The organism is Streptomyces sp. NPDC000983, assembly GCF_040299205.1.
Classification (GTDB): Bacteria; Actinomycetota; Actinomycetes; order Streptomycetales; family Streptomycetaceae; genus Streptomyces.
On the sequence record NZ_JBEPBM010000028.1, the window covers coordinates 83866 to 109431 of the forward strand.

A 25566-nucleotide genomic window follows, 5' to 3' on the forward strand; every position below is an offset into this window, starting at 1 on the left:
TCCCCCTCTACAGGCGGGACCCGACGGCCACTGTCATCACTTGCTGAAGTCCGGCACCAGCTTGGCGATGGCGGTCTCAGCGCTGCTCAGACCCTCGTCCAGGGACTTCTTGCCACCGGCGATGGCCAGGAGCTCGGTGTCGACCGGGCCCCACAGGGAGCTGTACTCGGGCAGCGCCGGGCGCGGCTGGGCCACGGCCAGGACACCCTGGTAACCGGCGATGCCGGGGTCGGCGACGACCTTGACGCTGTAGGCGTCCTCACGCGTGGGCAGCGTGGAGTTCTTCAGCGCGATGGTCTCCTGGGCCTTGGCGGAGGTCATGAAGTTCACGAACTTCAGGGACGCCTCCTGGTGCGCGGCGTCGGAACCGGCGTAGACCGACAGGTTGTGGCCACCGGTCGGGGCGCCCTGGCCCGCGGAGCCGGCCGGAACCTTGGCGATACCGAGGTTGGCCTTGTCCTTGAACGCCGAACCCTTGTAGAAGTTCGTGATCTCCCACGGGCCCTGGATGATCGAGGCCACCTTGCCGTTGACGAACGCCTCCTGGATGTGGGCGTAGGCGTCGGCGGTGGTGTCGGCCTTGTGCAGGCCCTTGCCGTCGAACAGGTCGAGCCAGGTGCCGTACGCCTTCTTGGCCTCGGCGGAGTTCACGGTGATCTTCTTGCCCTCGGCGTCGACCGTGTTGGTGCCCTCGCCGTGCAGGAAGGACTGGGCGTAGTAGGCCTGGGTGGAGCCCCAGTAACCGTCGACACCCGTCTTGCTCTTGATCTTGGCGGCGGCCTTCTTCAGGTCGTCCCAGTTCTCGGGCGCCTCGACGCCGGCCTTCTCGAAGAGCTCCTTGTTGTAGACGAAGGCGAGGGTGTCCGTGGTGAAGGGCACACCGTAGGTCTTGCCCTCGTACTTGGCCTGCTCGATCAGGCTGGGCTGGAACTTGGCCTCGTCCGCGAGGGCCTCGGTGCCGTCCAGCGGCAGGAAGAAGCCCTTCTTGGCGAAGGCGGGGGTCCAGCCGACCTCGGAACGCAGGATGTCCGGCGCGCCCTTGGAACCGGCGGCGGTGTCGAACTTGTTCTGCGCCTGGTCGAAGGGGACGTTGACGTACTTGACCTTGATGTTCTTGTTGGCGGCCTCGAACTCCTTGACCAAGGCCTGGTACGTCGGCGCCTCATTGGTGGCGTTGGAGGTGTCCCACCAGGTGATGGTGACCGGACCGTCGGCCTTGTCGCCGCTGTCGCTGTCCCCGCCGCAGGCCGTCGCCGCGAGGGCGATGGACGCCACCAGCGCGGTGGCCGCTATGCCACGCCGCATGAGTTCTCCTTGAGGGTGAAAGCCCGTGTGTAACAGGGAAGGCCCCGTCTGCCTGCCCTGCCGTCTTGCCGACTGCGCCGTTGCGGCCGCCGGGCGACGTGAACGTAACAGCGATGTAAGCGGCGCGAAAGACCTTGCAGAAAAAAAGTGCAAGGCATCACGGAAGTTACCCGCGCGTGACCTCTCGGCGACAGCGGTGAGACCGTTGTTCTCCGGGGTCGAGCGGGGGCTGGAGGTGTTGTGCAAGACTCTGCAAGCTCTTGCCGTCAGTTTCACGAGGGGACGCCATGTCACAGCAAGGCGCGTCGCGCCGGTCAACCGTCCGCACCCGACGCCCGATTGGTGTGCAAGGCGACATACGACCGGTACAGTCCAGTGCCGTGACCACACGGCTTGCTGATATCGCTGCGCAGGCGGGGGTGAGCGAAGCGACCGTCAGCCGCGTCCTCAACGGGAAGCCGGGCGTCGCCGCCACCACTCGCCAGTCCGTCCTGGCTGCCCTCGACGTCCTGGGCTACGAACGCCCGGTCCGTCTGCGGCAGCGCAGCGAAGGCCTCGTGGGGCTGATCACCCCCGAGCTGGAGAACCCGATATTCCCCGCCCTCGCCCAGGTCATCGGGCAGGCGCTGACCAGGCAGGGCTACACACCGGTGCTGGCCACCCAGACGCCGGGCGGCTCCACCGAGGACGAGCTGACCGAGATGCTCGTCGACCGCGGCGTCGCGGGCATCATCTACGTCTCCGGACTGCACGCGGACACCACCGCCGACATGCAGCGCTACGAGCGGCTGCGCGCCCAGGGTGTCCCCTTCGTCCTGGTCGACGGCTTCTCCCCCAAGGTGCAGGCCCCCTTCATCTCCCCCGACGACCGGGCGGCGATGACCCTCGCCGTGACGCACCTGGTCTCCCTCGGCCACACCCGGATCGGTCTGGCGCTCGGCCCGAAGCGGTTCGTGCCGGTCCAGCGGAAGATCGACGGTTTCGTCCGCACCATGCAGGACCAGCTGAACCTGGCCGCCGAGGTCATAGAGACCGAGCTGGTCCAGCACTCGCTGTACACCCTGGAGGGCGGCCAGGCGGCCGCCACGGCCCTGATGGACCGCGACTGCACCGCGGTCGTCTGCGCCAGCGACATGATGGCCCTGGGCGCGATAAGGGCGGCCCGGCAGCGGGGGCTGGAGGTCCCCACGGACATCTCCGTGGTGGGCTTCGACGACTCCCCCCTGATCGCCTTCACCGACCCGCCCCTGACGACGGTCCGCAAGCCGGTGCCGGCGATGGGCCAGGCCGCGGTGCGCACGTTGCTGGAGGAGATCGGCGGGACTCCGGCGCCCCACAGTGAGTTCGTGTTCATGCCGGAACTGGTGGTGCGCGGTTCGACCGCTTCTGCCCCTGGGGACCGAAACCGTCCTTAGGACGGATCGAGTCCGGCCCTGTACCGTGCCGCCGGAGGAGACGACGGGCATCCGCCCGTCGTAGGACGTGCGCCCGGAACCGGACCGGAGGATGATCGGTCGGGGAAGGCGTATCTGGCAGGATCTGGGCCTATGGGTGACTCGACCGTGACCGAGCTGGAAGACCGCGATCAGGCGGCCGCTCCGCACACCGTCACGGCCTCCGGGCGACCGGACCTGCTGAGCCGGCTGCGCGCCCCGCGCCGTCCCCGGCTCTGGTTCGAGATCCTGCTGATCGCGGTGAGTTACTGGACGTACTCACTGATCCGCAACGCCGTCCCGGAGCAGAAGGCCGAGGCGCTGCGCAACGCGGACTGGATCTGGAACGCCGAGCACGCCCTCGGGCTCGCCGTCGAGGAGTCCTTCAACCATGCCGTGAACTCGGTGACTTGGCTCATCGTCGGCATGAACTACTACTACGCCACGCTGCACTTCGTGGTGACCCTCGGCGTGCTGGTCTGGCTCTTCCGCCGCCATCCGGGCCGTTACGCGGCGACCCGCACGGTCCTCTTCGCCACCACCGGTGTGGCCCTGCTCGGTTACTACCTGTATCCGCTCGCTCCGCCCCGGCTGATGACCGGCGGCGCGTTCATCGACACGGTCCTGGTCCACCAGACCTGGGGTTCGATGGCCTCGGGCGACCTGAAGAACATGTCGAACCAGTACGCCGCCATGCCGTCGATGCACATCGGCTGGTCCCTGTGGTGCGGCCTGACGATCTTCGCGCTGGCCTCGGTGCCCTGGGCGCGCGTGCTGGGCCTGCTGTACCCGGTGGCCACCCTGGTGGTGATCGTCGCCACCGCCAACCACTTCTGGCTCGACGCGGTCGGCGGCCTGCTCTGCCTGGCCTTCGGCTACGGGGTGGCCCGGCTCTGGTACGGCGCCCTGCCGTACTCGCTGCCGCAGGCGGTGCCGTCGCCGGAGCCGACGCGAAAGCCCCGGACCTCCGCCTAGCCGCCGTAGAACAGCTCGTCCACCACGCCCCGGGCCCGGCGGGCGGTGCGGCGGTAGTCGTCGAGCATGTCGCCGACACGGCCGGGGCCGTAGCCGAGGTAGCGGCCCACGGCGGCGAGTTCCCGGGGGTCCGAGGGGAAGGTGTCCCCGGCCCGGCCCCGGACGAGCATCACGGCGTTGCGGACCCGGGTGGCCAGGACCCACGCCTCGTCGAGGGTCGCCGCGTCCTCGGCGGGGATCAGCCCGGCCTCGGCTGCCGCGGACAGGGCGGCCCGGGTGCGGGTGGTGCGCAGTCCGGGCAGACCCGCGCCGTGGCGCAGCTGGAGCAGCTGGACCGTCCACTCGACGTCGGACAGGCCGCCGGGCCCGAGCTTGGTGTGGAGCTTGGGGTCGGCGCCGCGCGGCAGGCGCTCGGTCTCCATCCGGGCCTTCAGCCGGCGGATCTCGCGGACCGCGTCGTCGGCGAGCCCGGCGGCCGGGTAGCGCAGCGGGTCGATCAGCTCGACGAAGCGGCGGCCGAGGTCGTCGTCCCCGGCGACCGGTTCGGCCCGCAGCAGCGCCTGCGACTCCCACACCAGCGACCAGCGCCGGTAGTAGGCCCCGTACGACTTCAGGGTGCGCACCAGCGGGCCGGTCCTGCCCTCGGGGCGCAGGTCGGCGTCGATCAGCAGGGGCGGGTCGGCGCTGGGGATCTGGAGCAGGCGGCGCATCTCGGAGACGACGCGGCCGGCGGCCTTGGCCGCCTCCTGCTCGTCGACGCCCTCGCGGGGTTCGTGGACGAACAGGACGTCCGCGTCGGAGCCGTAGCCCAGCTCGTGGCCGCCGAAGCGGCCCATGCCGATGATGGTGAACCGGGTGGGCAGGGTGTCGCCCCAGCCCTCGCGGACCACCGCGCGCAGGGTGCCGGCCAGGGTCGCGGCGGTCAGGTCGGAGACGGCGCCGCCGACCAGGTCCACCAGCGCGCCCTGGTCGGCGGCGGCGGGCTGGGCCTCGGTGCCGTAGGAGCCGACGATGTCGGCGGCGGCCGTACGGAACAGTTCGCGGCGGCGCACCCCGCGGGCCGCGGTGACCGCCTGGGCGCCGCCGTCGGCCCGGCCGACCGCGGCGAGGATCTCCTGCTCCAGGTGGGCGTGGGGGCGCGGTTCCAGACCGCCGCCGTCGCCGTCGCCGAGCAGCGCCACCGCCTCGGGGGCCCGCATCAGCAGGTCGGGGGCGAGGCGCCCGGCGGACAGCACCCGCGCCAGGTTCTCCGCGGCCGCGCCCTCGTCGCGCAGCAGCCGCAGGTACCAGGGGGTCTTGCCGAGGGCGTCGGAGACCTTGCGGAAGTTCAGCAGGCCGGCGTCGGGGTCGGCGGAGTCGGCGAACCAGCCGAGCAGGACGGGCAGCAGGGTGCGCTGGATGGCGGCCTTGCGGGTGACGCCGGAGGCCAGCGCCTCCAGGTGACGCAGGGCGGCCGCCGGGTCGGCGTAGCCGAGCGCGATCAGCCGTTCCCGGGCCGCCTCGCTGCTCAGCCGGGCCTCGCCGGGGGCGAGCTGGGCGACGGCGTCGAGCAGCGGGCGGTAGAACAGCTTCTCGTGCAGCCGCCGTACGACGGTGGCGTGCCGCCGCCACTCGCGGTTGAGGTCGACGACCGGGTCGCTGCGCAGGCCCAGCGAGCGGCCGATACGGCGCAGGTCGGCGTCGTCCTCGGGGACGAGGTGGGTGCGGCGCAGCCGGTAGAGCTGGATGCGGTGCTCCATGGAGCGCAGGAAGCGGTAGGCGGCGTCGAGCTGGGCGAAGTCGGCGCGGGCGACGTAGCCGCCGGCGGCGAGGGCCTTGAGGGCGTCCAGGGTGGTGCCGCTGCGCAGCGAGGCGTCGGCCCGCCCGTGCACCAGCTGAAGCAGCTGTACGGCGAACTCGACGTCCCTGAGTCCGCCGGGGCCGAGCTTGAGCTGGCGGTCGAGTTCGGCGACGGGGATGTTCTCCACCACCCGGCGCCGCATCTTCTGCACGTCGGTGACGAAGTTCTCCCGCTCGGCGGCCTTCCAGACCAGCGGGTCGAGGGCGGCGACGTACTGCTCGCCGAGTTCGAGGTCGCCGGCGACCGGGCGGGCCTTGAGCAGCGCCTGGAACTCCCAGGTCTTCGCCCAGCGCTGGTAGTAGGCGAGGTGGCTGCTGAGGGTGCGCACCAGGGGTCCGTTGCGGCCCTCGGGGCGCAGGTTGGCGTCGACGGGCCAGATGGAGCCCTCGACGGTCGTCTCGGAGCAGATCCGCATCATGTGCGAGGCCAGCCGGGTGGCGGCTCTGAGGGCCTTGGTCTCGTCGGCGCCGTCGGCGGCCTCGCCGACGAAGATGACGTCGACGTCGGAGACGTAGTTGAGTTCGTGGCCGCCGCACTTGCCCATGGCGATCACCGCGAGCCGGCAGGCGGCGTCGTCGTCGGGGGCGTCGGCCTTCGCCAGGGCGAGGGCGGCGCGCAGGGTCGCGGTGGCGAGGTCGGCCAGTTCGGCGGCGGACTCGGCGAGGTCGGTGGTGCCGCACACGTCGCGGGCGGCGATGGAGAGCAGGCAGCGCCGGTAGGCGACGCGCAGCGAGACGGGGTCGGTGGCCTCGGCGAGGCCACGCTCGAACTCGGCGACGCCGGGATGCAGGTCCCGGGGCTCGTAGGTGACCAGGGCCCGCCAGTCCCCGGAGTGCCGGGCGAGGTGCTCGGCGAGCGCGGAGGAGGCGCCGAGCACCCCGAGGAGCCGGTCGCGCAGCGGTTTGGCGGCTATCAGGGTGTCCAGCAGTTCGCGGTGGTCGGTGGGGCCGGGCTGGGCCTCCAGCAGCCGGACCAGACCGTGCAGCGCGAGGTCGGGGTCGGCGGTGGCGCCGAGCGCCTCCAGCAGCACCGGGTCCTGGCGGACGGGGGCGAGTTCGGGGGCCTCCAGCAGCCGCTCGGCGGCGCTCGGATCGGTGAAGCCGTGCCGCAGCAGCCGTGTGAAGGTGCTGCTCCTGCGCCCCGGCGCCGTCATCCCGGCCTCCTGTCCGATCAAGGTCGTACCGGATCGAGCGTAACCGCAGAGCGGGTGGGAAGCTCCGATGAGTTCCGGCGCCGTGAGGGGTCTGCCCTGTATGACCGAGCCCCGTACGACCCCGCCCGACACCGTGCTGGACGCCCGTTACAGCGACGAGCGGGCCGTGGCGAGACCCTGGCCCGAGGCGCTGGAGCTGCTGGCGTCGGCCGAGCTGTTCTGGATCTCGACGGTACGGCCGGACGGGCGCCCGCACGTCACGCCGCTGCCGGCGGTGTGGTCGGCGGGCGCCCTGCACTTCTGCACCGGCCCCGAGGAGCGCAAGGCCCGCAACCTCGCGGCCAATCCGGAGGTGGTGCTGACCACGGGCACGAACACCTGGGACCGCGGTTACGACCTCGTGGTGGAGGGCACCGCGGTGCGGGTGACGGAGGAGGAGCGGCTCGGCGCTCTGGCGGCCGCCTGGGAGGAGAAGTACGGCAGTTTCTGGCACTTCGAGGTCCGCGACGGCTGCTTCCGTCACGGACCGGGACACGCCTTCGTGTTCTCGGTGGCGCCGCGGACGGTTTTCGGCTTCGGTAAGGGGGAGCCGTTCAGCCAGACCCGTTGGCGATTCTCCAGGGAGGACTAGCGATGGACTTCACCCTTGAAGTGATCCCGCTGCCCGTGAGCGACATCGACCGAGCCAGGGACTTCTACCGGGACAAGGTGGGCTTCCATGTCGACATCGACCAGGAGGTCATGCCGGGCATGCGGATCGTCCAGCTGACGCCTCCCGGCTCGGGCTGTTCGATCGCGCTCGGCGACAGCATCTGGGACCTCACCAAGGGCGAGACCACACCCGAGCCCGGCTCCTACCAGGGCCTCCAGCTGTGCGTGGCCGACATCAAGGCGGCGCACGCGGAGCTGGTGGGGCGAGGTCTCGACGTGTCGGACCCGGTGCAGTACACGCCGGACGACGGCGCGACGTTCATGTACTTCAAGGACCCCGACGGCAACGGCTGGTCGATCCAGGAGTACCGCCGCCGCCGCGAGGAGCCCCTGCACAAGTTCCTGACGGACCAGTCGACGTCCGCGGGCTGACCCCGACGACTGTGGCCCCGCTCCCCCGCCCCTGGGGAAGCGGGGCCACACCGCTGTGTATTGCGCTGGATGCGTCCGCGGTCGGCTCTACGCCCTCTTCTTTCCGTACTGCCACAGCTCCAGAGCCGCCATTCCGCCCAGCACCGGATTGAGCTGGGCAAGAAATGCAGCCTTACCCACGTCCACAGCTTCAGGGTTATTCTTCAGCCATTTCTTGGCCGCGCCGTAACCCTCTTGGATTGCTATTTTGATCAAGGCACCGAAAGCGTCGTCACCCGCGTCGTCCCAGCCGTAACTCACGTACCGCACCCCCAATGCCACACCCGTTTCCGTTTCGCCCGATTATGGAGTTTCGTATCAGAAGCGGGCAATCCCTTGAACCGGTGCATTCTCGCCGCTCGGATGACCTAGGCGGCTCTGACGATGTGGGCGTAGGGAGTCGTCGTCCACAAGGTCACCCCGGCCGGTCGGCCGTGCGGCACCGCCTTCGCCCCCGCCCGCAAGCGCCGGGGCCGCCTCCTGATGAGGTGTCCGCGGGTTGCGGCTCAGGCGCGACGACGGGTCGGCGGTTGCAGATCGTTCCGCATGAGGCGCTGCAAACGATCCATGTCCGCGAAGAAGGGGTGACTCACCTGCTGATACTCGGGCGACTCGAAGCTCGTGCCGTCCTCGGCCAGCAGGTCGCGAACGATTCTGAGCTGCTGGTAAAGGGGCACGGCAGCCTGATAAATGTCATCAGGCGCAGCCAAGCCCAGTTCCCTGAGGACGGATTTGGCATCCGAATGTTGAGGGTCACTGAGGAAGGCGTCGTGAACGGCCTGTTGCCGAGCAGGACCTGTTACGCCGCTGGCTGCCGCCAATGTCATACGACTGTGGGCTTGGGCCAGTGCGGTCAGAAACCGCGCGTATGCGACCCGCTTGGTGTCGGCCCACCGCTGCTCCCTCTCCCGCCGGAAGCGAACGACATCAGAGATCAGCGTCGCGCCGATTCCGAAGAACGCACCCACGGCCGCAGCGCCCAGGGTCCCCCACTCCATGTGCGCAGAGTACGGGCCCCGTCACGACGGGACCAGATGACCCGAGGCGGCCAAGTCCGGTTCCGGCGAAGGGCGGCCCCTGCGTCCCCGATCGGGGCCCGACGGCCCGGCGACGGCACCAGAGGCGAGGGCGTGCGACGGGGCTGACGGCCGGTGACCGTCAGCCCCGTCGCCGAATCAGCGGGAAAACCCCGCCGACCTGCGCCTACAGCACCGGCAGGTTCTTGCGGAGCTCGAAGGCGGTGACCTCGGAGCGGTACTCCTCCCATTCCGAGCGCTTGTTGCGCAGGAAGAAGTCGAAGACGTGCTCGCCGAGGGTCTCGGCGACCAGGTCGCTGCGTTCCATGAGGGTGAGGGCCTCGCCGAGGTTCTGCGGGAGGGGTTCGATGCCCAGGGCGCGGCGCTCGGCGTCGGACAGGGCCCAGACGTCGTCCTCGGCGCCGGGGGGCAGCTCGTAGCCCTCCTCGATGCCCTTCAGGCCGGCGGCGAGCAGGAGGGCGTAGGCCAGGTAGGGGTTGGCGCCGGAGTCCAGGGAGCGGACCTCGACGCGGGCCGAGCCGGTCTTGCCGGGCTTGTACATCGGGACGCGGACCAGGGCCGAGCGGTTGTTGTGGCCCCAGCAGATGTACGACGGGGCCTCGCCGCCCGCGCCGGCGGTGCGCTCGGAGCCGCCCCAGATGCGCTTGTAGGAGTTGACCCACTGGTTGGTGACGGCCGAGATCTCGGCGGCGTGCCGGAGCAGGCCCGCGATGAAGGAGCGGCCGACCTTGGAGAGCTGGTACTCCGAGCCCGACTCGTAGAACGCGTTGCGGTCGCCCTCGAAGAGGGAGAGGTGGGTGTGCATGCCGCTGCCCGGGTGCTCCGAGAACGGCTTCGGCATGAACGTGGCCTGCACGCCCTGCTCCAGCGCCACCTGCTTCATGACCAGGCGGAAGGTCATGATGTTGTCCGCGGTGGACAGCGCGTCGGCGTAGCGCAGGTCGATCTCCTGCTGGCCCGGGGCGCCCTCGTGGTGGGAGAACTCCACCGAGATGCCCATCGACTCCAGCATGGTGATGGCCTGGCGGCGGAAGTCCATGCCGACGTTGGTCGGTGTGTGGTCGAAGTAGCCGGAGTTGTCGGCCGGGGTGGGGCGGGAGCCGTCGAGGGGGCGGTCCTTCAGCAGGAAGAACTCGATCTCGGGGTGGGTGTAGAAGGTGAAGCCCAGGTCCGAGGTGCGGGCGAGGGCCCGCTTGAGGACGTAGCGGGGGTCCGCGAAGGACGGGGAGCCGTCCGGCATCAGGATGTCGCAGAACATCCGGGCCGTGCCGGGCGTCTCCGCGCGCCAGGGCAGCACCTGGAAGGTGGACGGGTCCGGCTTGGCGATCATGTCGGACTCGTATACACGGGCGAAGCCCTCGATCGCCGAGCCGTCGAAGCCGATGCCCTCGTCGAAGGCCTGCTCCAGCTCGGCCGGGGCCACGGCGACGGACTTCAGGAAGCCCAGCACGTCCGTGAACCACAGGCGTACGAACCGGATGTCGCGCTCCTCCAACGTACGGAGCACGAACTCCTGCTGCTTGTCCATCTTCCGCTTCCCCATCCTTGCTGGTCAGGCCGTCTGTCCCAAATGTCGCGGGAAGCCGGTCGGGCACCTGAGCATCACACCACAACAGCGTTTCGGGCGCGTTGCCGACCTTGATCGGCGGGCCGACCCGGGCCTGAACGCCCGGTGCGCCGCGGGTGTGCGGCTCTGTCGCCCATCTTGCCTGCTCGGGCCGTCATCCGTAATGCCCGGCCGGTGTCGGCTGTGGCGCGAAGCACTCCCGTTTAATTTGCATCTCAGATGCAAGTTTTAATAGCGTGCCGATCATCGCCGATCGGTGCCGCTCGATGCCGGCCAGTGCCTGTCAGATCGGCCGAGAGTTCGAAGGAGCCCTGATGCTGTCCGAACAGTCCGCCGCCACCGTCCGCGCCACCCTCCCCGCCGTCGGCGCCAACCTGGACGAGATCACCGAGCGTTTCTACGCCGGTCTGTTCGCCGCCCGGCCCGAGCTGCTGCGCGATCTGTTCAACCGCGGCAACCAGGCGGCCGGCACGCAGCGCCGGGCGCTGGCCGGTTCCGTCGCCGCGTTCGCCACGTACCTGGTCGAGCACCCGGACCGGCGGCCCGACGCGATGCTCGCCCGCATCGCCCACAAGCACGCCTCGCTCGGGGTCGCGCCGGAGCAGTACGCGCTCGTCCACGAGCACCTGTTCGCCGCGATCGTCGACGTGCTCGGCGAGGCCGTCACGCCCGAGGTCGCCGCCGCGTGGGACGAGGTCTACTGGCTGATGGCGAACGCGCTCATCGCGCTGGAGAAGCGGCTGTACGAGGAGTCGCGGGAGCCGGGGTGGCGGCGCTGGGAGGTCGTGGAGCGGGTCCCCGAGACGCGTGACGTCATCACGCTTCGGCTGCGGCCCTGCGACGGGGGGCCGGTGGCGGACGCCCGTGCCGGGCAGTACGTCTCGGTGCGGGTCGAGCTTGCGGACGGTGCGCGGCAGATACGGCAGTACAGCCTGTCGGGGGCGCCGGGGTCCGCGTTGCGGCAGATCAGTGTGAAGCGGGTTGCCGGAGGGTCGGGGTCGCCCGACGGGGAGGTCTCCGCGGAGCTGCACGCGCGGGTGCGGGAGGGGGATGTGCTGGAGCTTTCCGCGCCTTACGGCGACCTGGTGCTCGGGGAGGTCGCGGATCGGCCTCTGCTGCTCGCCTCCGCCGGGATCGGGGTGACGCCGATGGTCGCGATGCTGGCGCAGCTTGCCGCGGACGGGCATGCGGGGGCGGTCACTGTTGTGCACGGGGACCGGTCTCCTGCGGAGCATGCGCTCCGGGATGAGCAGGAGGCTTATGCGGCCAAGCTGCCGGATGCGGTGGTGCGGTTCTGGTACGAGGAGGGGGCGGACGGGGAGCACGGGGTGGGGCTCGTCGACCTGGCGGGGGTTGTGGTGGCGCCGGGGACGCGGGCCTATCTGTGTGGGCCGCTTGGGTTCATGCGGGGGGTTCGGGCGCAGTTGTTGTCTGCGGGGGTTGCTGCGGCGGACATTCACTACGAGGTGTTCGGGCCCGACCTCTGGCTCGGCCAGGAGGGGTAGTTCTTCGGGTGCGGGGCCGTTGGGGTTGATCGCGCAGTTCCCCGCGCCCCTGGAGGGGTTTTCGGCGCCCTGGGTTGGATGGTGACCCGGGGCGCCGCTCTCGTGCTTCGGGTGCGGCGCCGTCGTGGCCGGGCGCGCAGTTCCCCGCGCCCCTGGGGGGAGATGGCGGAGGCCCGGGTTGCATCGTGACCCGGGGTGTCGCCTCTGTTCTTCGGGTGCGGCGCCGTTGTGGCTCGTCGCGCAGTTCCCCGCGCCCCCGAGGGGGTTTTCGGCGGCCCGGGAGATTCTCTTGCCCGGCATCCCCGTCAGGGGGTTGGGGCTCTGCCGATCTGGAGGAGGAGGGGGCCCGTCGGGGAAGCCGTCATGTCGCCGATGGTCAACGGGTCCAGGGTCGCGAAGAACGCCTCCTGGGCTTTGCGGAGGGCGCCTCGGAGGCGGCAGGCCGTGTGGAGGGGGCAAGGAGTCGGGCCGCCCTCGCAGTCGACGACGTCGCCGTCGCCCTCGAAGGAGCGGACCACCGCGCCGACGGACGCCGTCCTGCCCTTCTCCGTGAGCGACAGACCGCCGCCCCGGCCCCGGCGGGCGTCGACCAGGCCCTGGTGCTGGAGCTCGGCGACGACCTTCGCGGCGTGGGTGTACGGCACGTCCATGTCCGCGGAGACCTCACGGGTCGTGGGCGTGGTGTCCTCGGCGACGGAGAGTCGCATCAGGACGCGCAGGGCGAGGTCGGTGGAGCGCAGCAGCCGCATACGGGAAGGGTAGATAATGTGCATCTGGGGCTCAAATTAATCTCGCGGACCTGTCGGTTCCGTAGCGATCCGGCCCTTTCCTGTGACCTCCCTTCGAGAGGTCACTCCTTCACCATTACGATCAGCGGACCCGACCGTCCCCTTTCCGCAGAAGGACTTCCGCCATGGGATCCGCCAAGAAGAGCACCAACGCGGCACGCCAGGCCCGCATAGCAGAGATGCGGCGCGCCGAGCAGGCTCGCGAGCGCCGCAACCGGATCCTCACCATCGGCGCCAGCGTGACCGTGGTCGCCGCACTCGTCGTCGGCGGTGTCGTGCTGGTGCAGTCGCAGTCCGACGACAGTGACTCGGCCGACGGCAAGACGACCGGCTCCCTGGTGGCCGGAGCGGACGGGATCAGCACCTGGAAGGGCGGCAAGCTGTCCCAGACCCACGTCAGCAAGAAGGTCGACTACCCGGTCGAGCCCCCGGTCGGCGGCGACCACAACCCGGTCTGGCAGAACTGCAACGGCGACGTCTACACCGAGGCCGTCGCCAACGAGAACGCGGTCCACTCCCTGGAGCACGGCGCGGTCTGGGTGACGTACAGCAGCAAGGCGTCCGAGGCCGACGTCAAGGCGCTCACGGAGAAGGTCAAGAAGACCCCGTACACGCTGATGAGCCCCTACGAGGACCAGAAGTCGCCGATCATGCTGTCGGCGTGGGGCGCGCAGCGCACCGTGACGAGCGCGAGCGACCCGAACCTCGACAAGTTCTTCGAGAAGTACGTGCAGGGCGAGCAGACTCCCGAGCCGGGCGCCGCGTGCACGGGCGGTAAGGCGTAGTGATGAAGCACGCCGGGTGGATCGCGGGAACGGCGGCGGCGGTGCTCGTCGCGGCGGGCGCGGTCACCTACGCCGTCGCCGGGGACGGGGGGTCCGACTCGGCCCCCGCCGCGGACTCCGCGGACGCGGGGTTCGCCCGGGACATGGCGGTGCACCACCAGCAGGCCGTGGAGATGTCGTACATCGTGCGGGACCGCACCGACGACACCGAGGTGCGGCGGCTGGCGTACGACATCGCGCAGACGCAGGCGAACCAGCGCGGGATGCTGATCGGCTGGCTCGATCTGTGGGAGCTGCCGAAGGTGTCCTCGGACGCTCCGATGACCTGGATGGACATGGGTTCCATGGCCTCCGGGGAGGACGGCGCGCTGATGCCGGGCATGGCGACGAACACCGAGATGAAGAAGCTGGCCACGCTCAACGGCAAGCAGGCCGAGGTGTTCTTCCTCCAGCTGATGACCGACCACCACAAGGGCGGCATCCACATGGCCGAGGCCTGTGTGAAGCGGTGCGGGGTGAAGGTCGAGAAGCGGCTCGCGCAGACCATGGTCAACGGCCAGGAGTCGGAGATCCAGCTGATGGCACAGATGCTGAAGGAGCGGGGCGCCGAGGCCCGACGATAGGCCGCCGGCGGCACCCGGCGTGGGCCGGCCCACACGTCCCGCCACCCCATCGCGTCGCTCTGACGATTACACTGGCCGTGTGCCTCAACTTCGCCTCGCCCTGAATCAGATCGACTCGCGCGTCGGTGACATCGGCCGGAACACCGACACGATCCTGCGCTGGACCCGACGCTCCGCCGAGCAGGGAGCCCACCTCGTGGCGTTCCCCGAGATGGCGCTGACCGGATACCCCGTCGAGGACCTGGCCCTGCGGACCTCGTTCGTGGAGGCGTCCCGCACGGCCCTGCGCACGCTGGCCGCCCGGCTCGCCGAGGAGGGCCTCGGGGAGCTGCCGGTGATCGTCGGCTACCTCGACCGCTCGGAGACGGCCCAGCCGAAGTACGGCCAGCCGGCCGGCGCCCCGCGCAACGCGGCCGCGGTGCTGCACCGCGGCGAGGTGGTGCTCACCTTCGCCAAGCACCACCTGCCCAACTACGGCGTCTTCGACGAGTTCCGCTACTTCGTGCCCGGCGACACCATGCCGGTCGTGCGGGTGCACGGGGTGGACGTGGCCCTCGCCATCTGCGAGGACCTCTGGCAGGACGGCGGCCGGGTGCCCGCCGCGCGCTCGGCGGGCGCCGGGCTGCTGCTCTCCGTCAACGCCTCGCCGTACGAGCGCGACAAGGACGACACCCGGCTCGACCTGGTCCGCAAGCGCGCCCAGGAGGCCGGCTGCACCCTCGCCTACCTGGCGATGATGGGCGGCCAGGACGAGCTGGTCTTCGACGGCGACTCGATCGTCGTCGACGCGGCCGGCGAAGTCCTCGCGCGGGCCCCGCAGTTCGCCGAGGAGTGCCTGGTCCTGGACCTCGACCTGCCGGCGGCGGCGCAGGACGCGCCGACCGGCCTGGTGAACGACGGACTGCGCATCGACCGCGTGATCCTCTCCGAGGAGCCGCTGCCCGCCTACCGGCCGGAGCTGACCGGCGGGTACGCCGACCGCCTCGACGACGACGAGGAGGTCTACTCGGCGCTGGTCGTGGGCCTGCGGGCGTACGTCACCAAGAACGGCTTCGAGTCGGTCCTGATCGGCCTGTCCGGCGGCATCGACTCCGCGCTGGTCGCGGCCATCGCCTGCGACGCGGTCGGCGCGCAGAACGTGTACGGCGTCTCGATGCCCTCCAAGTACTCCTCGGAGCACTCCCGGGGCGACGCGGCGGAACTGGCCCGGCGTACGGGCCTCAACTTCCGTACCGTCCCGATCGAGCCGATGTTCGACGCCTATATGTCGTCCCTGGGTCTGACGGGCCTGGCGGAGGAGAACCTCCAGTCCCGGCTGCGCGGCACGATGCTGATGGCGATCTCCAACCAGGAGGGGCACATCGTCCTGGCGCCCGGCAACAAGTCGGAGCTGGCGGTGGGCTATTCGACGCTGTACGGCGACTCGGTGGGCGCGTACGGGCCCATCAAGGACGTCTACAAGTCCTCGGTCTTCCGCCTGGCGGAGTGGCGCAACCGCTCGGCGGCCGAGCGCGGCCAGACGCCGCCGATCCCGGAGAACTCGATCACCAAGCCGCCCAGCGCCGAGCTGCGCCCGGACCAGGTGGACACCGACTCGCTGCCCGACTACCCGGTCCTGGACGCGATCCTGGAGCGGTACGTCGACCGCGACGAGGGCGCCGACGTGATCACGGCGGCGGGCTTCGAGGCGGCCCTGGTGAGCAAGACGCTGCGGATGGTGGACACGGCCGAGTACAAGCGGCGCCAGTACCCGCCGGGCACGAAGATCTCCGCCAAGGGCTTCGGCAAGGACCGCCGCCTGCCGATCACCAACGGCTGGCGGGAGTAGGTACGGAGGAAGGGGGGCCGCACGGCCCCCCTTCTCACGTCCGAGGCGTCCAAGACGTCCGGGACCTTCGAGGACGTCAGGAGCGCACGGCCTGCGCCTCCGCCCCCGCCTCCACCGGCAGACGCCCCGCGACGAGCCGTTCCCGGCCCGCCCCCGCCCGCGCCCCCGGAGTCACACGCGCCGCGCGCCGGTCGACGGCGAGAGCCACGCCGGCCACACCCAGCCCCAGCACGGCCAGGGCGGCGCCCGCGAGCGCCGGGGACGTGGCGCCGAAGCCGGCGGCCAGGGCGAGTCCGCCGATCCAGGCGCCGCCGGCGTTGGCCAGGTTGAACGCGGCCTGGTTCGCCGAGGAGGCCAGCGAGGGGGCCGCCGACGCCTTCTCCATCACGATCAGCTGGAGCGGCGAGCCGGTCACGAACGCCGCCGTACCGAGCAGGAGTACCGCCAGTGCGGCGCTCCACGGCGTGGACATCAGCAGCGGGAACAGCGCGAGCACCAGGGCCAGCGAGGCCAGCCCGCCGAACAGCGTGGCGCGCATCGCGTGGTCGGCCAGGCGTCCGCCGAGCAGGTTGCCGATCGTCGCGCCCACGCCGAACAGCGCGAGCAGGCCCGTCACGCTGGCGTCGGCGTACCCGGCCGAGTCGGTGAGCATCGGCGCGATGTAGCTGTACGCGGCGAAGAGCGCGCCGAAGCCGGCGACCGTCGTGCCGAGGGCGAGCCAGACGGGCAGGGAGCGCAGGGCGGCCAGTTCGCCGCGCAGGCCCTGGGCGGGGGCCCGGTCGTGGTCGTGGGGGATCAGCAGGGCCAGCGAGGCGATGGCCGCCAGGCCGATCGCGCTCACGCCGAGGAAGGTCGCCCGCCAGCCCAGGTGCTGGCCCATGAGCGTGGCGGCGGGGACGCCGACGACGTTGGCGACGGTCAGGCCGAGGAACATCAGGGAGACCGAGCGTGCCTTGCGCTCGGGTGCCACCAGGCCGGTGGCGACGACGGCGCCGACACCGAAGAAGGCGCCGTGCGGCAGGCCGCTGAGGAAGCGGGCGGCCAGTAGGGAGCCGTTGCCGGGGGCGAAGGCCGACAGGGCGTTGCCGGCCACGAAGAGCACCATCAGGCCGATCAGGACCGTGCGGCGGGACATGCGGGCGGTGACGGCGGCGAGCAGCGGGGCGCCGACGACGACGCCGAGGGCGTAGGCGGAGACGAGGTGACCGGCGGTCGGGATCGAGATGCCGAGGTCGGCCGCGACGTCGGGCAACAGGCCCATCATCACGAACTCGGTGGTGCCGATGCCGAACGCGCCGACGGCCAGCGCGAGCAGGGCGAGAGGCATGACGGGTCTGGGCCTTTCGGGAGGAGTTCCGTCCATCTTATGTTCATGGACGGAACAAAGTCTCCCGGCCCCGGTATTCCAGGGGGTTAAGACCAGGTTGCCGTGGGTTTTTACGAGGCGGTTGTGTCGACCTTCACACGGGCCGCCACCGGCAGGTGGTCGCTCCCGGTCTCCGGCAGGGTCCAGGAGGTGACCGGCTCGACGCCCTTCACCAGGATCTGGTCGATGCGCGCCATCGGGAACGACGCGGGCCAGCTGAACCCGAAGCCGCTGCCCGCCGCGCCCTGCGTGGAGCGCATCTGGGAGGTGACGGCGTTCAGCGCGCGGTCGTTCATGGTGCCGTTGAGGTCGCCGAGCAGCACGCTCCTGGGCAGCTTCTCGTCGGCGATGGCCTCACCGAGGGCGTCGGCGCTCTTGTCGCGCTGCCGGGCGGTGAACCCGGCCTCCATCTTCACCCGCACCGAGGGCAGGTGGGCGACGTACACCGCGACCTGGCCCGCGGGGGTGGCGACGGCGGCACGCATGGCCCGGGTCCAGCCCAGCTTGATGTCGACGGCCTTCACACCGGTCAGCGGGTACTTGCTCCACAGCCCGACCGTGCCCTGCACCGCGTGGTACTTGTACGTCGACGCCAGCGCCTTCTCGTAGACCGGCACCGCCGACGCGGTCAGCTCCTCCAGGGCCAGCACGTCCGCCCCGGAGGCGGCCACGTCACGGGCCGTGCCGGTGGGGTCGAGGTTGTCGGCGTTCACGTTGTGGGTGGCCACCGTCAGGTCGCCGCCCGCCCCGCTCTTGTCGCCCACCAGCCCGCCGAAGAGGTTCAGCCAGACCACCGCGGGCAGCACGACCGCGATCAGCGCGGTGGCGGACCGGCGCAGCAGGGCGACGAGCAGCAGCACCGGGACCAGCAGGCCGATCCAGGGCAGGAAGGTCTCGGTGAGGCTGCCGAGGTTGCCGATGCGGTTGGGGATGCGCGAGTGCAGCAGCATGACCAGGGCGACGACCACCGCGACGGCGGCGGTGACGATGCCCCGGCGCCAGATCCGCGGGTCTCCGCGCCAGCCGGAGACGAGTCTGTCCAGCAGCCGCCGGAACCGGGCCCCCCGGCGCTCGGGACCCGAGCCGCCACCGTCCGTCTCCGTCATGTACGCCTGCTGCGCCATACCGTCGCCTCACTGCCTGCCGTGCACACCGTCGTCCCCCGCTGTTACGACCCTAGGGGATGATCGGTTCTGTTCCCGCCGTCCCGTGACGGCCGTACGGGCACGAGGACGTACAAGTCGCCTTCCCGAGTTCCGGGCCCTTCGGGGAAAGCGCGCTCTGTGACGAAACGCGCACATCGTCAGCGCGCGGGCGGCGAACTGACGGGCGGTGAACTGACGGGCCGTAGCCCTTCGAGCAGGGTGTCGACGATCCGCTCGGGCAGTCCTTCGGGGAGGTCGGCGTCCGGACGCATGATGGTGCGCAGCAGCATCGGGCCGACGAACAGGTCGTTGAGCAGCTCCACGTCGACGTCCGCGCGGAGTTCGCCGTTGTCCTGGCCGCGGCGCAGCACCTCCAGGCCGATCCGGCGGCGGGGGGCGACGACGAGGTTGTCGTAGGCCGCCCAGATCTTCGGGCTGCTCTTCATCTGGACGTGGACGTTGTGCAGGATCGCCGACGAACGGCTGACCAGTCCGCGCCGGCGCAGCGTCTCCAGCAGGGCGACGAGGTCGTCGCGCAGGGAGGTGCCGGGCAGTTCGGCGTCGGGGGGTTCGGCGGCCCGTACGACGTCGACGAAGAGCTCCTCCTTGCCGCTCCAGCGGCGGTAGATGGCGGCCTTGCCGACGCCGGCGGTACGGGCGATGCGCTCGATGGAGAGCTCCGCGAGCGGTACGCCCTCCTCCAGCAGCTCCATCACGCCGTCGATGATGGCCCGCTCCACGGCCTCACTGCGGGGCCGGCCCCGGGTGGGGGCCTCGGCCCTGTGGTCGTCGGCGAGGTTCACGCGTGCGCCCCTTTCGGTGTCCCGGAATTCTCCCCTACGACCGCTCGGGCTCGTCCCGGGGTGTGCGGCCCGGCAGGAAGAGCGCCACGACGAGGGTGCCGAGCAGGGCCACCGCCGCTCCGCCGAGGGCGGTGACGTGCATGGCGTGCAGGAAGGCGTCGTCGGCGCGCTCCACCAGCGGCTGCGCCTTGGGGCCGAGCCGGGCGGCCACGGCGAGCGTGGACTCGATGGACTCCCCCGCCGTGTGGCGCAGCTGCGGGGGTACGGCGTCGAGGCCGCCCTCGACGGCGGAGCGGTAGGAGGCGGACAGGACCGAGCCGAGGACCGCGATGCCGAGGGCGCCGCCGACCTGGCGGAAGGTGTTGCTGAGCGCGGAGGCGGAGCCGGCCTTCTCGCGGGGCAGGGACTGCATGATGACGACGCTGACCGGGGTCATGATGTGCGCCATGCCGGTGCCCATGAGGAAGAAGATCACCTCCAGGAGCCAGATCGGGGTGTCGGCGTCCAGGGTGGCGAAGGCGGCGAGCGTCGCGGCGATGAGGGCCATGCCGGCGGTGGTGGTGGCGCGGTTGCCGAAGCGGTCGACGAGCAGCCGGGCGCGGGGCGCGAAGATCAGCTGGGCGGCGGCGAGCGGCAGCAGGAGCAGCCCGGTCTCCAGCGGTGAGTAGCCGCGCACGCTCTGGGTGTAGAAGACGGAGAAGAAGGTGACGCCCATCAGCGCGAAGAAGACCAGCGCGATGGCGGCGATCGCGGCCGAGAAGACCTTGTCCCTGAAAAGGCCGACGTCGATGGAGGGGTGGTCGCTGCGCTTCTCGAACACGACGAAGGCGACCAGGACGGCGAGCCCGGCGCCGATCGTGGCGAGGACGGTGATGTCCCCGAAGTCGGCGAGTTCGCCGCCGCGGATGATGCCGTAGACGAGCAGGACCAGGCCGACCACGGAGAGGGTGACGCCGACGGGGTCGATGCGGCCGGGGGCGGGGTCGCGGGAGTCGGGGACCAGCCAGATCATCAGGGCGATCGCGAGCAGCACGATGGGGACGTTGACCAGGAAGACCGAGCCCCACCAGAAGTGGTCGAGCAGGATGCCGCCGGTGATCGGGCCGATGGCGATGGCGAGGCCCACACCGCCCGCCCAGATGCCGATGGCCTTGGGCTGCTCGTCGCGCTCGAAGACGTTCATGAGGACGGCGAGGGTGGCGGGCATCACGAAGGCGGCGCCGAGGCCCATGAGCGCGCGGAAGCCGATCAGCTCGGCGGGTGATCCGGCGAAGGCGGCGAGGGCGGAGCCGGCGCCGAAGACGGCGAGGCCGCCGAGGAGGACCTTCTTGCGGCCGAGCCGGTCGCCGAGGAGTCCGGCGCTGAAGAGCAGGCCCGCGAAGACGAGGGTGTAGGCGTTGATCGCCCACTCCAGTTCGCTCTGGGTGGCGCCGAGGCCGGTCGGGGCCGGGGTGGAGATGGTCTTGACCGCCACGTTGAGGATGGAGTTGTCCAGGACCACGATCAGCAGACTCAGCATGAGCACGCCGAGGATGGCCCAGCGCCGGCGGTGGACCGCTTCCGGGATCCGGGGTACGGCAGGAGCGGAGGTAGTCATGGGTCCAGCGTAGGTTATTTACGATACGGGACCGTGTCGTATCGTATTTCTCTTACCGGGCTCTCACCCCCGTCCGGGGTCTTTCGGAGGGTGACCGAGGCCCCCCTAGCCGCGCCTGGCACGAAGTGCCACCATGGAGGGGATCCGGGGACGCCGTCAGGGCGCCTCGAGATGACTGAAGGAGCCGTTGCCATGACGCAGCTTTCGGCTGCCCCGACCACGCCCTCCGGCGGCAGCAATGCGCTGTACGGAGGAAAGGGCACCCGCCGCATCACCGTCCGCGACATCGCCCTCGCCAAGGAACGCGGCGAGAAGTGGCCCATGCTGACCGCCTACGACGCGATGACCGCGTCCGTCTTCGACGAGGCCGGCATCCCGGTCATGCTGGTCGGGGACTCGGCGGGCAACTGTCACCTCGGGTACGAGACCACCGTGCCCGTCACCCTCGACGAGATGACCATGCTCTCCGCCGCCGTCGTACGGGGCACCTCGCGCGCCCTGATCGTCGGCGACCTGCCCTTCGGGTCCTACCAGGAGGGTCCGGTGCAGGCGCTGCGCTCGGCGACCCGGCTGGTCAAGGAGGCCGGCGTCGGCGCGGTCAAGCTGGAGGGCGGCGAGCGCTCGCACCGCCAGATCGAGCTGCTGGTCGAGTCCGGCATCCCGGTGATGGCCCACATCGGCCTGACCCCGCAGTCCGTCAACGCCATGGGCTACCGGGTCCAGGGCCGCGGCGAGGAGGCGGCGGCCCAGCTGCTCCGGGACGCCAAGGCGGTCCAGGACGCGGGCGCCTTCGCCGTCGTGCTGGAGCTGGTCCCGGCGGAGCTGGCGGCCGAGGTCACGCGCAGCCTGCACATCCCGACCGTGGGGATCGGCGCGGGTGCCGGGACGGACGCCCAGGTCCTGGTCTGGACGGACATGATGGGCCTGACCGGCGGCCGGGTCCCCAAGTTCGTCAAGCGGTACGCCGCCCTGCGCGAGGCCATGGGCGAGGCGGCGAAGGCGTTCGCCGAGGACGTCGTCGGCGGGACCTTCCCGCTGGAGGAGCACTCCGTCCACTAGCGCCAGCTCCCCTCAGAGCCACAGTGGCACCAAAGCGGCCCGCCGATTTCCCCCGTCGGCGGGCCGCCGCCGTTCCCGCGCCGTGCCACCGGGGCGCTGTCGGCCGGGTGCTGTCGGCGGGGTGTCGGCGGCCGTCGGCCCGCTGTCGGTGATCTGTCGGTGGCGGCTGGCACCGTCTTCGGCATGACACGAATCGACAGGAACCCCGGCGGCGCCGGAAGCGCCGTCACCGTACGGGGGCTGGTCAAGCACTACGGCGAGACCAAAGCGCTGGACGGCGTGGATCTGGACGTGCGCGAGGGCTCCGTGATGGGGGTGCTCGGACCCAACGGGGCCGGCAAGACCACCCTGGTCCGCATCCTCTCCACGCTGCTCGCACCGGACGCCGGGCAGGCCGTCGTGGCCGGCTACGACGTGGTCCGCCAGCCCCGGCAGCTGCGCCGGGTGATCGGGCTGACCGGGCAGTACGCCTCCGTGGACGAGAAGCTGCCGGGCTGGGAGAACCTCTACCTCATCGGACGGCTGCTCGACCTGCCCCGGCGGGACGCCCGGGCCCGGGCCGACGAACTGCTGGAGCGGTTCTCGCTGACCGACGCCGCCAAGCGGCCCGCCGCCACCTACTCGGGCGGCATGCGGCGGCGCCTCGACCTGGCCGCGTCGATGATCGGGCGTCCGCAGGTGCTGTACCTGGACGAGCCGACCACCGGGCTGGACCCGCGCACCCGCAACGAGGTGTGGGACGAGGTCAAGACCATGGTCGGCGAGGGCGTCACCGTGCTGCTCACCACGCAGTACATGGAGGAGGCCGAGCAGCTCGCCTCGGAGCTGACCGTCGTCGACCGCGGCAAGGTCATCGCCAAGGGCGGCATCGACGAGCTGAAGGCGAAGGTCGGGGGCCGCACGCTGCGCGTCCGGCCGGCCGATCCGACGCAGCTGCGGCCGCTGGCCGCGCACCTCGACACGCTCGGCATCACCGGGCTCGCCACCACCACCGTGGACACCGAGCGCGGCGCCCTGCTGGTGCCGATCCTCAGCGACGACCAGCTCACCGCCGTCGTCCGGTCGGTCACCGAACGCGGTGTCACGCTCTCCTCCGTCTCCACCGAACTGCCCAGCCTGGACGAGGTGTTCCTGTCGCTCACCGGCCACCGGGCCAGTGCGCCGCAGGACACCGTCCCCACCGAGGACCGCGAGGAGGTCGCCGTATGAGCGCCACCACCGTCACCCCGCCCGCCCCCCTCGCGACCGACGGCGCCGCGGACGCGCGGATTCCGCTGCGCGGGCATCTGCGCCACACCGGCGCCCTGGTGCGCCGCAACCTGCTGTGGATCCGCCAGGACCCGGAGTCGATGGCCGACGCCGTCCTCTTCCCGATCGTCTTCACCCTGCTGTTCGTGTACGTCTTCGGCGGCTCCATCGGGCAGTCGCTGGGCGGCGGGCAGGACGCCTACGTGCAGTACGTCGTCCCCGGCATGCTCGCCATGATGGGCATGACCATGGCCCAGGGCGTGGGCACCGGCTTCAACCAGGACTTCAACACCGGTGTCATGGACCGCTTCCGGTCGCTGCCGATCGGCCGCGGCTCGGTGCTGTTCGCGAAGATCGCGGTGGAGCTGCTGCGGATGCTGTTCGCGACGGCCGTGCTGATGGTGGTGGCGCTGCTGGTGGGCTTCGACATCACCAACTGGGGCGGTCTGCTGGCCTCCGTCGCCCTGTCGGTGGCCTTCGGCTCGGCGCTGATGTGGGTCTTCCTCACCCTCGGCGTGGTGATGAAGAACGCGCAGTCCGTGCAGGCGATGGGCTTCCTGGTGCTGATGCCGCTCCAGTTCGGCTCGTCGATCTTCGCGCCGACCGACTCGATGCCGGGCTGGCTGCAGAACTTCACCGACTACAACCCGCTCTCCGCGCTGGCGGACGCGGCCCGCGGGCTGATGATCGGCGGACCGGTCGCCCACGACCTGTGGCTGACGCTCGGCTGGTCGGCGCTGCTGACGGCGGTCATGGCGCCGATCGCCATCCACAAGTTCCGCACCAAGACCTGATCCGCCCCGGGGCGGATCAGATCAGGGCGGCGGCCTCCTCCACGGTGAGTCCGCCGCCCTCGGCGAACCCCGCCGCGTAGGCCCGCTCGTCCAGGACCGCGCGCACCGCGGCGACCGCCCGGTCCCGGCACTCGCGCTCCAGCGAGGAGTTCACGTGTCCGATCGGCCACGCCACCTCGGCGGCGCCGAGACAGCGGGCCGCATCGAGGGGCTCGCTCTCGGCCAGTGCCACGGCGGCGATGACCAGACAGGCCGGGCCCAACTGCGGCGCCATGGCCTGCGTGAGCGGATCCCGCGCGTGCTGAAGGGCGCGCCGCAGCTTGTCCCTGGCCTCCCCGTGAAGCCCCTCGGCGGCGTCCATCCACGCCTCCCCGCTGAGGATGAAGGCGTCGAAGACCTCGAACTGGGCGAGGCTGAAGTTCTCCCTCAGCAGCCGCAGATGTTCGCGGGCCTCGGGGATCCGGCCGGTGATGCTCAGCCAGCCGGCCAGGATGACCCGGCTGAACGGCATCGCCTCGTTGTGCCCTCCGTCCAGACTGGCGATCACCTCCCGCAGCAGCCGCTCGCCCCGCTCGCCCTGCCCGCTCTCCAGCAGCGTGCTCGCCAGCCGGGCGGAGAGGACGGCCTGCTGGCTGTGCGCGCCGAGCCGCCCGGCCTGCTCGATCGCCGCCTCGAAGTCGGCGGCCGCCTCCAGGTAGGCGCCCTTGCGCTCACGGGCCTCGGCGCGCGCCGACAGCGCCTCGGCCCTGCCCCAGGAGTCCCCGAGGCGCCCGTAGATGGTGAGCGACTCGTCGGCGTCCACGGCGGCCTGGCCGGCACGCTCGGGCTTGTTGGCGAGGAGGTTGGCCCGCATCTGGAGGGTCGCGGCCAGTTCCCACTCGAAGCCGGCGGTGCGCCGGCAGGTGTCCACGGCGGCGTCGAGCATGTCGCCGAGCCGGTCCATGCCGCCGGTGAGCATGACGGCGAAGACCACGATCATGCCGGGGCTTCGGCAGAGCTGGGGCAGCCCCGGCTCGTAGACCTCGACGATGTTGCGCAGCTTCTGCTGGGCGGCGGGGTTCTGCCACGCCTCCAGCTCGGTGTCCATGCAGGCGAGATGGCCCAGATGGACACCCCGCCGGGCCTCCGCGAGGACCTCCCCGGTGTACGGGGGCGGCCGGTCGGTGCAGCGCTGCCAGACCGGCTCGGCCCGCCGGACCGGCTCGGTGAACGGGTCGGGACCGAGCGCCATGACCTCCACGCACCAGTGGCGGGCCTCGATCCGCAGGTCGCGCATCTGCCAGTACCAGCACAGCGAGAGGACCAGCGCCAGCGCCTCCTGCTCGTCGCGTTCGGCGACGGCGTGCCGGAGCGCGGTGCGCAGGTTCTCGTACTCCCGTTGGAGCCGTTCCACGGCTTCCAGCTGACCCGGGCCGCGCAGCAACGGGTCGATGGTGCGGGCGAGTTCGCGGTAGTACGTCAGATGCGCACGCTCGGCGGCCGCGGGGGGGGCCCCCCCGGCCAGGCGCGAGGCGGCCGAAGCGGCCCCCCACGCCAGCCACCCCGGGAGCCACCCCCCCCCCCCCCCCAGGGCCGCCCCCCCCCACCACCAAA

Annotated in this window: 21 protein-coding genes and 1 pseudogene; 11 read left to right on the plus strand and 11 right to left on the minus strand. The window is 71.1% G+C overall.

Annotated elements, in window-relative coordinates:
• Window positions 1-36 precede the first annotated feature (36 nt).
• Window positions 37-1305: an extracellular solute-binding protein gene (locus ABT296_RS27625; protein ID WP_351931357.1), complete on the minus strand. Its 1269-nt coding sequence runs from the start codon at window positions 1303-1305 to the stop codon at window positions 37-39.
• Between the two features lie 380 nt (window positions 1306-1685).
• Between ABT296_RS27625 and ABT296_RS27630 the strand changes: the two genes are divergently transcribed.
• Complete coding sequence (locus tag ABT296_RS27630; RefSeq protein ID WP_351931358.1) at window positions 1686-2720, plus strand: LacI family DNA-binding transcriptional regulator; 1035 nt, start codon at window positions 1686-1688, stop codon at window positions 2718-2720.
• Window positions 2721-2852: 132 nt separating this feature from the next.
• Window positions 2853-3713, plus strand: coding sequence for a phosphatase PAP2 family protein (locus ABT296_RS27635; protein WP_351931359.1), 861 nt, complete (start codon window positions 2853-2855; stop codon window positions 3711-3713).
• Here the strand turns inward: ABT296_RS27635 and ABT296_RS27640 are convergent.
• Complete coding sequence (locus tag ABT296_RS27640) at window positions 3710-6706, minus strand: bifunctional [glutamine synthetase] adenylyltransferase/[glutamine synthetase]-adenylyl-L-tyrosine phosphorylase (protein ID WP_351931360.1); 2997 nt, start codon at window positions 6704-6706, stop codon at window positions 3710-3712. The two genes, ABT296_RS27635 and ABT296_RS27640, sit on opposite strands and share 4 nt — an antisense overlap.
• Window positions 6707-6806: 100 nt before the next feature.
• Between ABT296_RS27640 and ABT296_RS27645 the strand changes: the two genes are divergently transcribed.
• Window positions 6807-7337 (plus strand): pyridoxamine 5'-phosphate oxidase family protein, encoded by a 531-nt coding sequence (locus ABT296_RS27645; protein ID WP_351931361.1) that lies wholly within the window; start codon window positions 6807-6809, stop codon window positions 7335-7337.
• A 2-nt stretch (window positions 7338-7339) separates the two neighbouring features.
• Window positions 7340-7789: a VOC family protein gene (locus tag ABT296_RS27650; RefSeq protein ID WP_351931362.1), complete on the plus strand. Its 450-nt coding sequence runs from the start codon at window positions 7340-7342 to the stop codon at window positions 7787-7789.
• Window positions 7790-7876: 87 nt separating this feature from the next.
• Here ABT296_RS27650 and ABT296_RS27655 read toward each other — a convergent pair whose 3' ends face one another.
• The 3 genes from ABT296_RS27655 to glnA2 all read right to left on the minus strand — a co-directional run bounded on the left by ABT296_RS27655 (window position 7877) and on the right by glnA2 (window position 10393).
• Entirely contained in the window at window positions 7877-8089 is a 213-nt protein-coding gene (locus tag ABT296_RS27655) for a hypothetical protein (RefSeq protein ID WP_351931363.1), read from the minus strand.
• 245 nt (window positions 8090-8334) lie between these two features.
• On the minus strand, window positions 8335-8826 hold the full coding sequence (locus ABT296_RS27660) for a hypothetical protein (protein ID WP_351931364.1): 492 nt from the start codon (window positions 8824-8826) through the stop codon (window positions 8335-8337).
• A gap of 205 nt (window positions 8827-9031) precedes the next feature.
• The gene (gene glnA2, locus ABT296_RS27665) at window positions 9032-10393 is read right to left on the minus strand and encodes a gamma-glutamylpolyamine synthetase GlnA2 (protein ID WP_351931365.1); all 1362 of its coding nucleotides are present in this window, start codon (window positions 10391-10393) and stop codon (window positions 9032-9034) included.
• A gap of 353 nt (window positions 10394-10746) precedes the next feature.
• On the opposite strand from glnA2, the gene ABT296_RS27670 reads away from it, so the two are divergent.
• Complete coding sequence (locus ABT296_RS27670) at window positions 10747-11937, plus strand: globin domain-containing protein (RefSeq protein WP_351931366.1); 1191 nt, start codon at window positions 10747-10749, stop codon at window positions 11935-11937.
• A gap of 305 nt (window positions 11938-12242) precedes the next feature.
• On the opposite strand, the gene ABT296_RS27675 is transcribed toward ABT296_RS27670, so the two are convergent.
• Window positions 12243-12686, minus strand: a complete 444-nt coding sequence (locus ABT296_RS27675) for an RrF2 family transcriptional regulator (RefSeq protein ID WP_351931367.1) — start codon at window positions 12684-12686, stop codon at window positions 12243-12245.
• 164 nt (window positions 12687-12850) lie between these two features.
• Here ABT296_RS27675 and ABT296_RS27680 point away from each other — a divergent pair, with 164 nt between their 5' ends.
• The 3 genes from ABT296_RS27680 (at window position 12851) to ABT296_RS27690 (ending at window position 15961) form a co-directional block, all read left to right on the plus strand.
• Window positions 12851-13510 (plus strand): thioredoxin-like domain-containing protein, encoded by a 660-nt coding sequence (locus ABT296_RS27680; RefSeq protein WP_351931368.1) that lies wholly within the window; start codon window positions 12851-12853, stop codon window positions 13508-13510.
• Window positions 13511-13512: 2 nt separating this feature from the next.
• A complete protein-coding gene (locus tag ABT296_RS27685; RefSeq protein WP_351931369.1) occupies window positions 13513-14133 on the plus strand; it encodes a DUF305 domain-containing protein in 621 nt (206 codons plus the stop codon).
• A 79-nt stretch (window positions 14134-14212) separates the two neighbouring features.
• A complete protein-coding gene (locus ABT296_RS27690; RefSeq protein WP_351931370.1) occupies window positions 14213-15961 on the plus strand; it encodes an NAD+ synthase in 1749 nt (582 codons plus the stop codon).
• A gap of 76 nt (window positions 15962-16037) precedes the next feature.
• On the opposite strand, the gene ABT296_RS27695 is transcribed toward ABT296_RS27690, so the two are convergent.
• The 4 genes from ABT296_RS27695 to ABT296_RS27710 form a co-directional block, all read right to left on the minus strand.
• Entirely contained in the window at window positions 16038-17288 is a 1251-nt protein-coding gene (locus ABT296_RS27695) for an MFS transporter (protein WP_351931371.1), read from the minus strand.
• A gap of 110 nt (window positions 17289-17398) precedes the next feature.
• A complete protein-coding gene (locus ABT296_RS27700; RefSeq protein WP_351931372.1) occupies window positions 17399-18451 on the minus strand; it encodes an endonuclease/exonuclease/phosphatase family protein in 1053 nt (350 codons plus the stop codon).
• Window positions 18452-18630: 179 nt separating this feature from the next.
• Window positions 18631-19275, minus strand: coding sequence for a TetR/AcrR family transcriptional regulator (locus ABT296_RS27705; RefSeq protein ID WP_351931373.1), 645 nt, complete (start codon window positions 19273-19275; stop codon window positions 18631-18633).
• 34 nt (window positions 19276-19309) lie between these two features.
• Window positions 19310-20872, minus strand: a complete 1563-nt coding sequence (locus ABT296_RS27710; RefSeq protein WP_351931374.1) for an MFS transporter — start codon at window positions 20870-20872, stop codon at window positions 19310-19312.
• Window positions 20873-21064: 192 nt separating this feature from the next.
• On the opposite strand from ABT296_RS27710, the gene panB reads away from it, so the two are divergent.
• The 3 genes from panB to ABT296_RS27725 all read left to right on the plus strand — a co-directional run bounded on the left by panB (window position 21065) and on the right by ABT296_RS27725 (window position 23973).
• On the plus strand, window positions 21065-21931 hold the full coding sequence (gene panB / locus ABT296_RS27715; RefSeq protein ID WP_351931375.1) for a 3-methyl-2-oxobutanoate hydroxymethyltransferase: 867 nt from the start codon (window positions 21065-21067) through the stop codon (window positions 21929-21931).
• A gap of 183 nt (window positions 21932-22114) precedes the next feature.
• Complete coding sequence (locus ABT296_RS27720; protein WP_351931376.1) at window positions 22115-23140, plus strand: ATP-binding cassette domain-containing protein; 1026 nt, start codon at window positions 22115-22117, stop codon at window positions 23138-23140.
• Window positions 23137-23973, plus strand: a complete 837-nt coding sequence (locus ABT296_RS27725; RefSeq protein WP_351931377.1) for an ABC transporter permease — start codon at window positions 23137-23139, stop codon at window positions 23971-23973. Before ABT296_RS27720 ends, ABT296_RS27725 begins: the two co-directional genes overlap by 4 nt.
• Before the next feature lie 16 nt (window positions 23974-23989).
• Here the strand turns inward: ABT296_RS27725 and ABT296_RS27730 are convergent.
• A pseudogene (locus ABT296_RS27730) lies at window positions 23990-25566 on the minus strand (AfsR family transcriptional regulator); the annotation flags it as partial.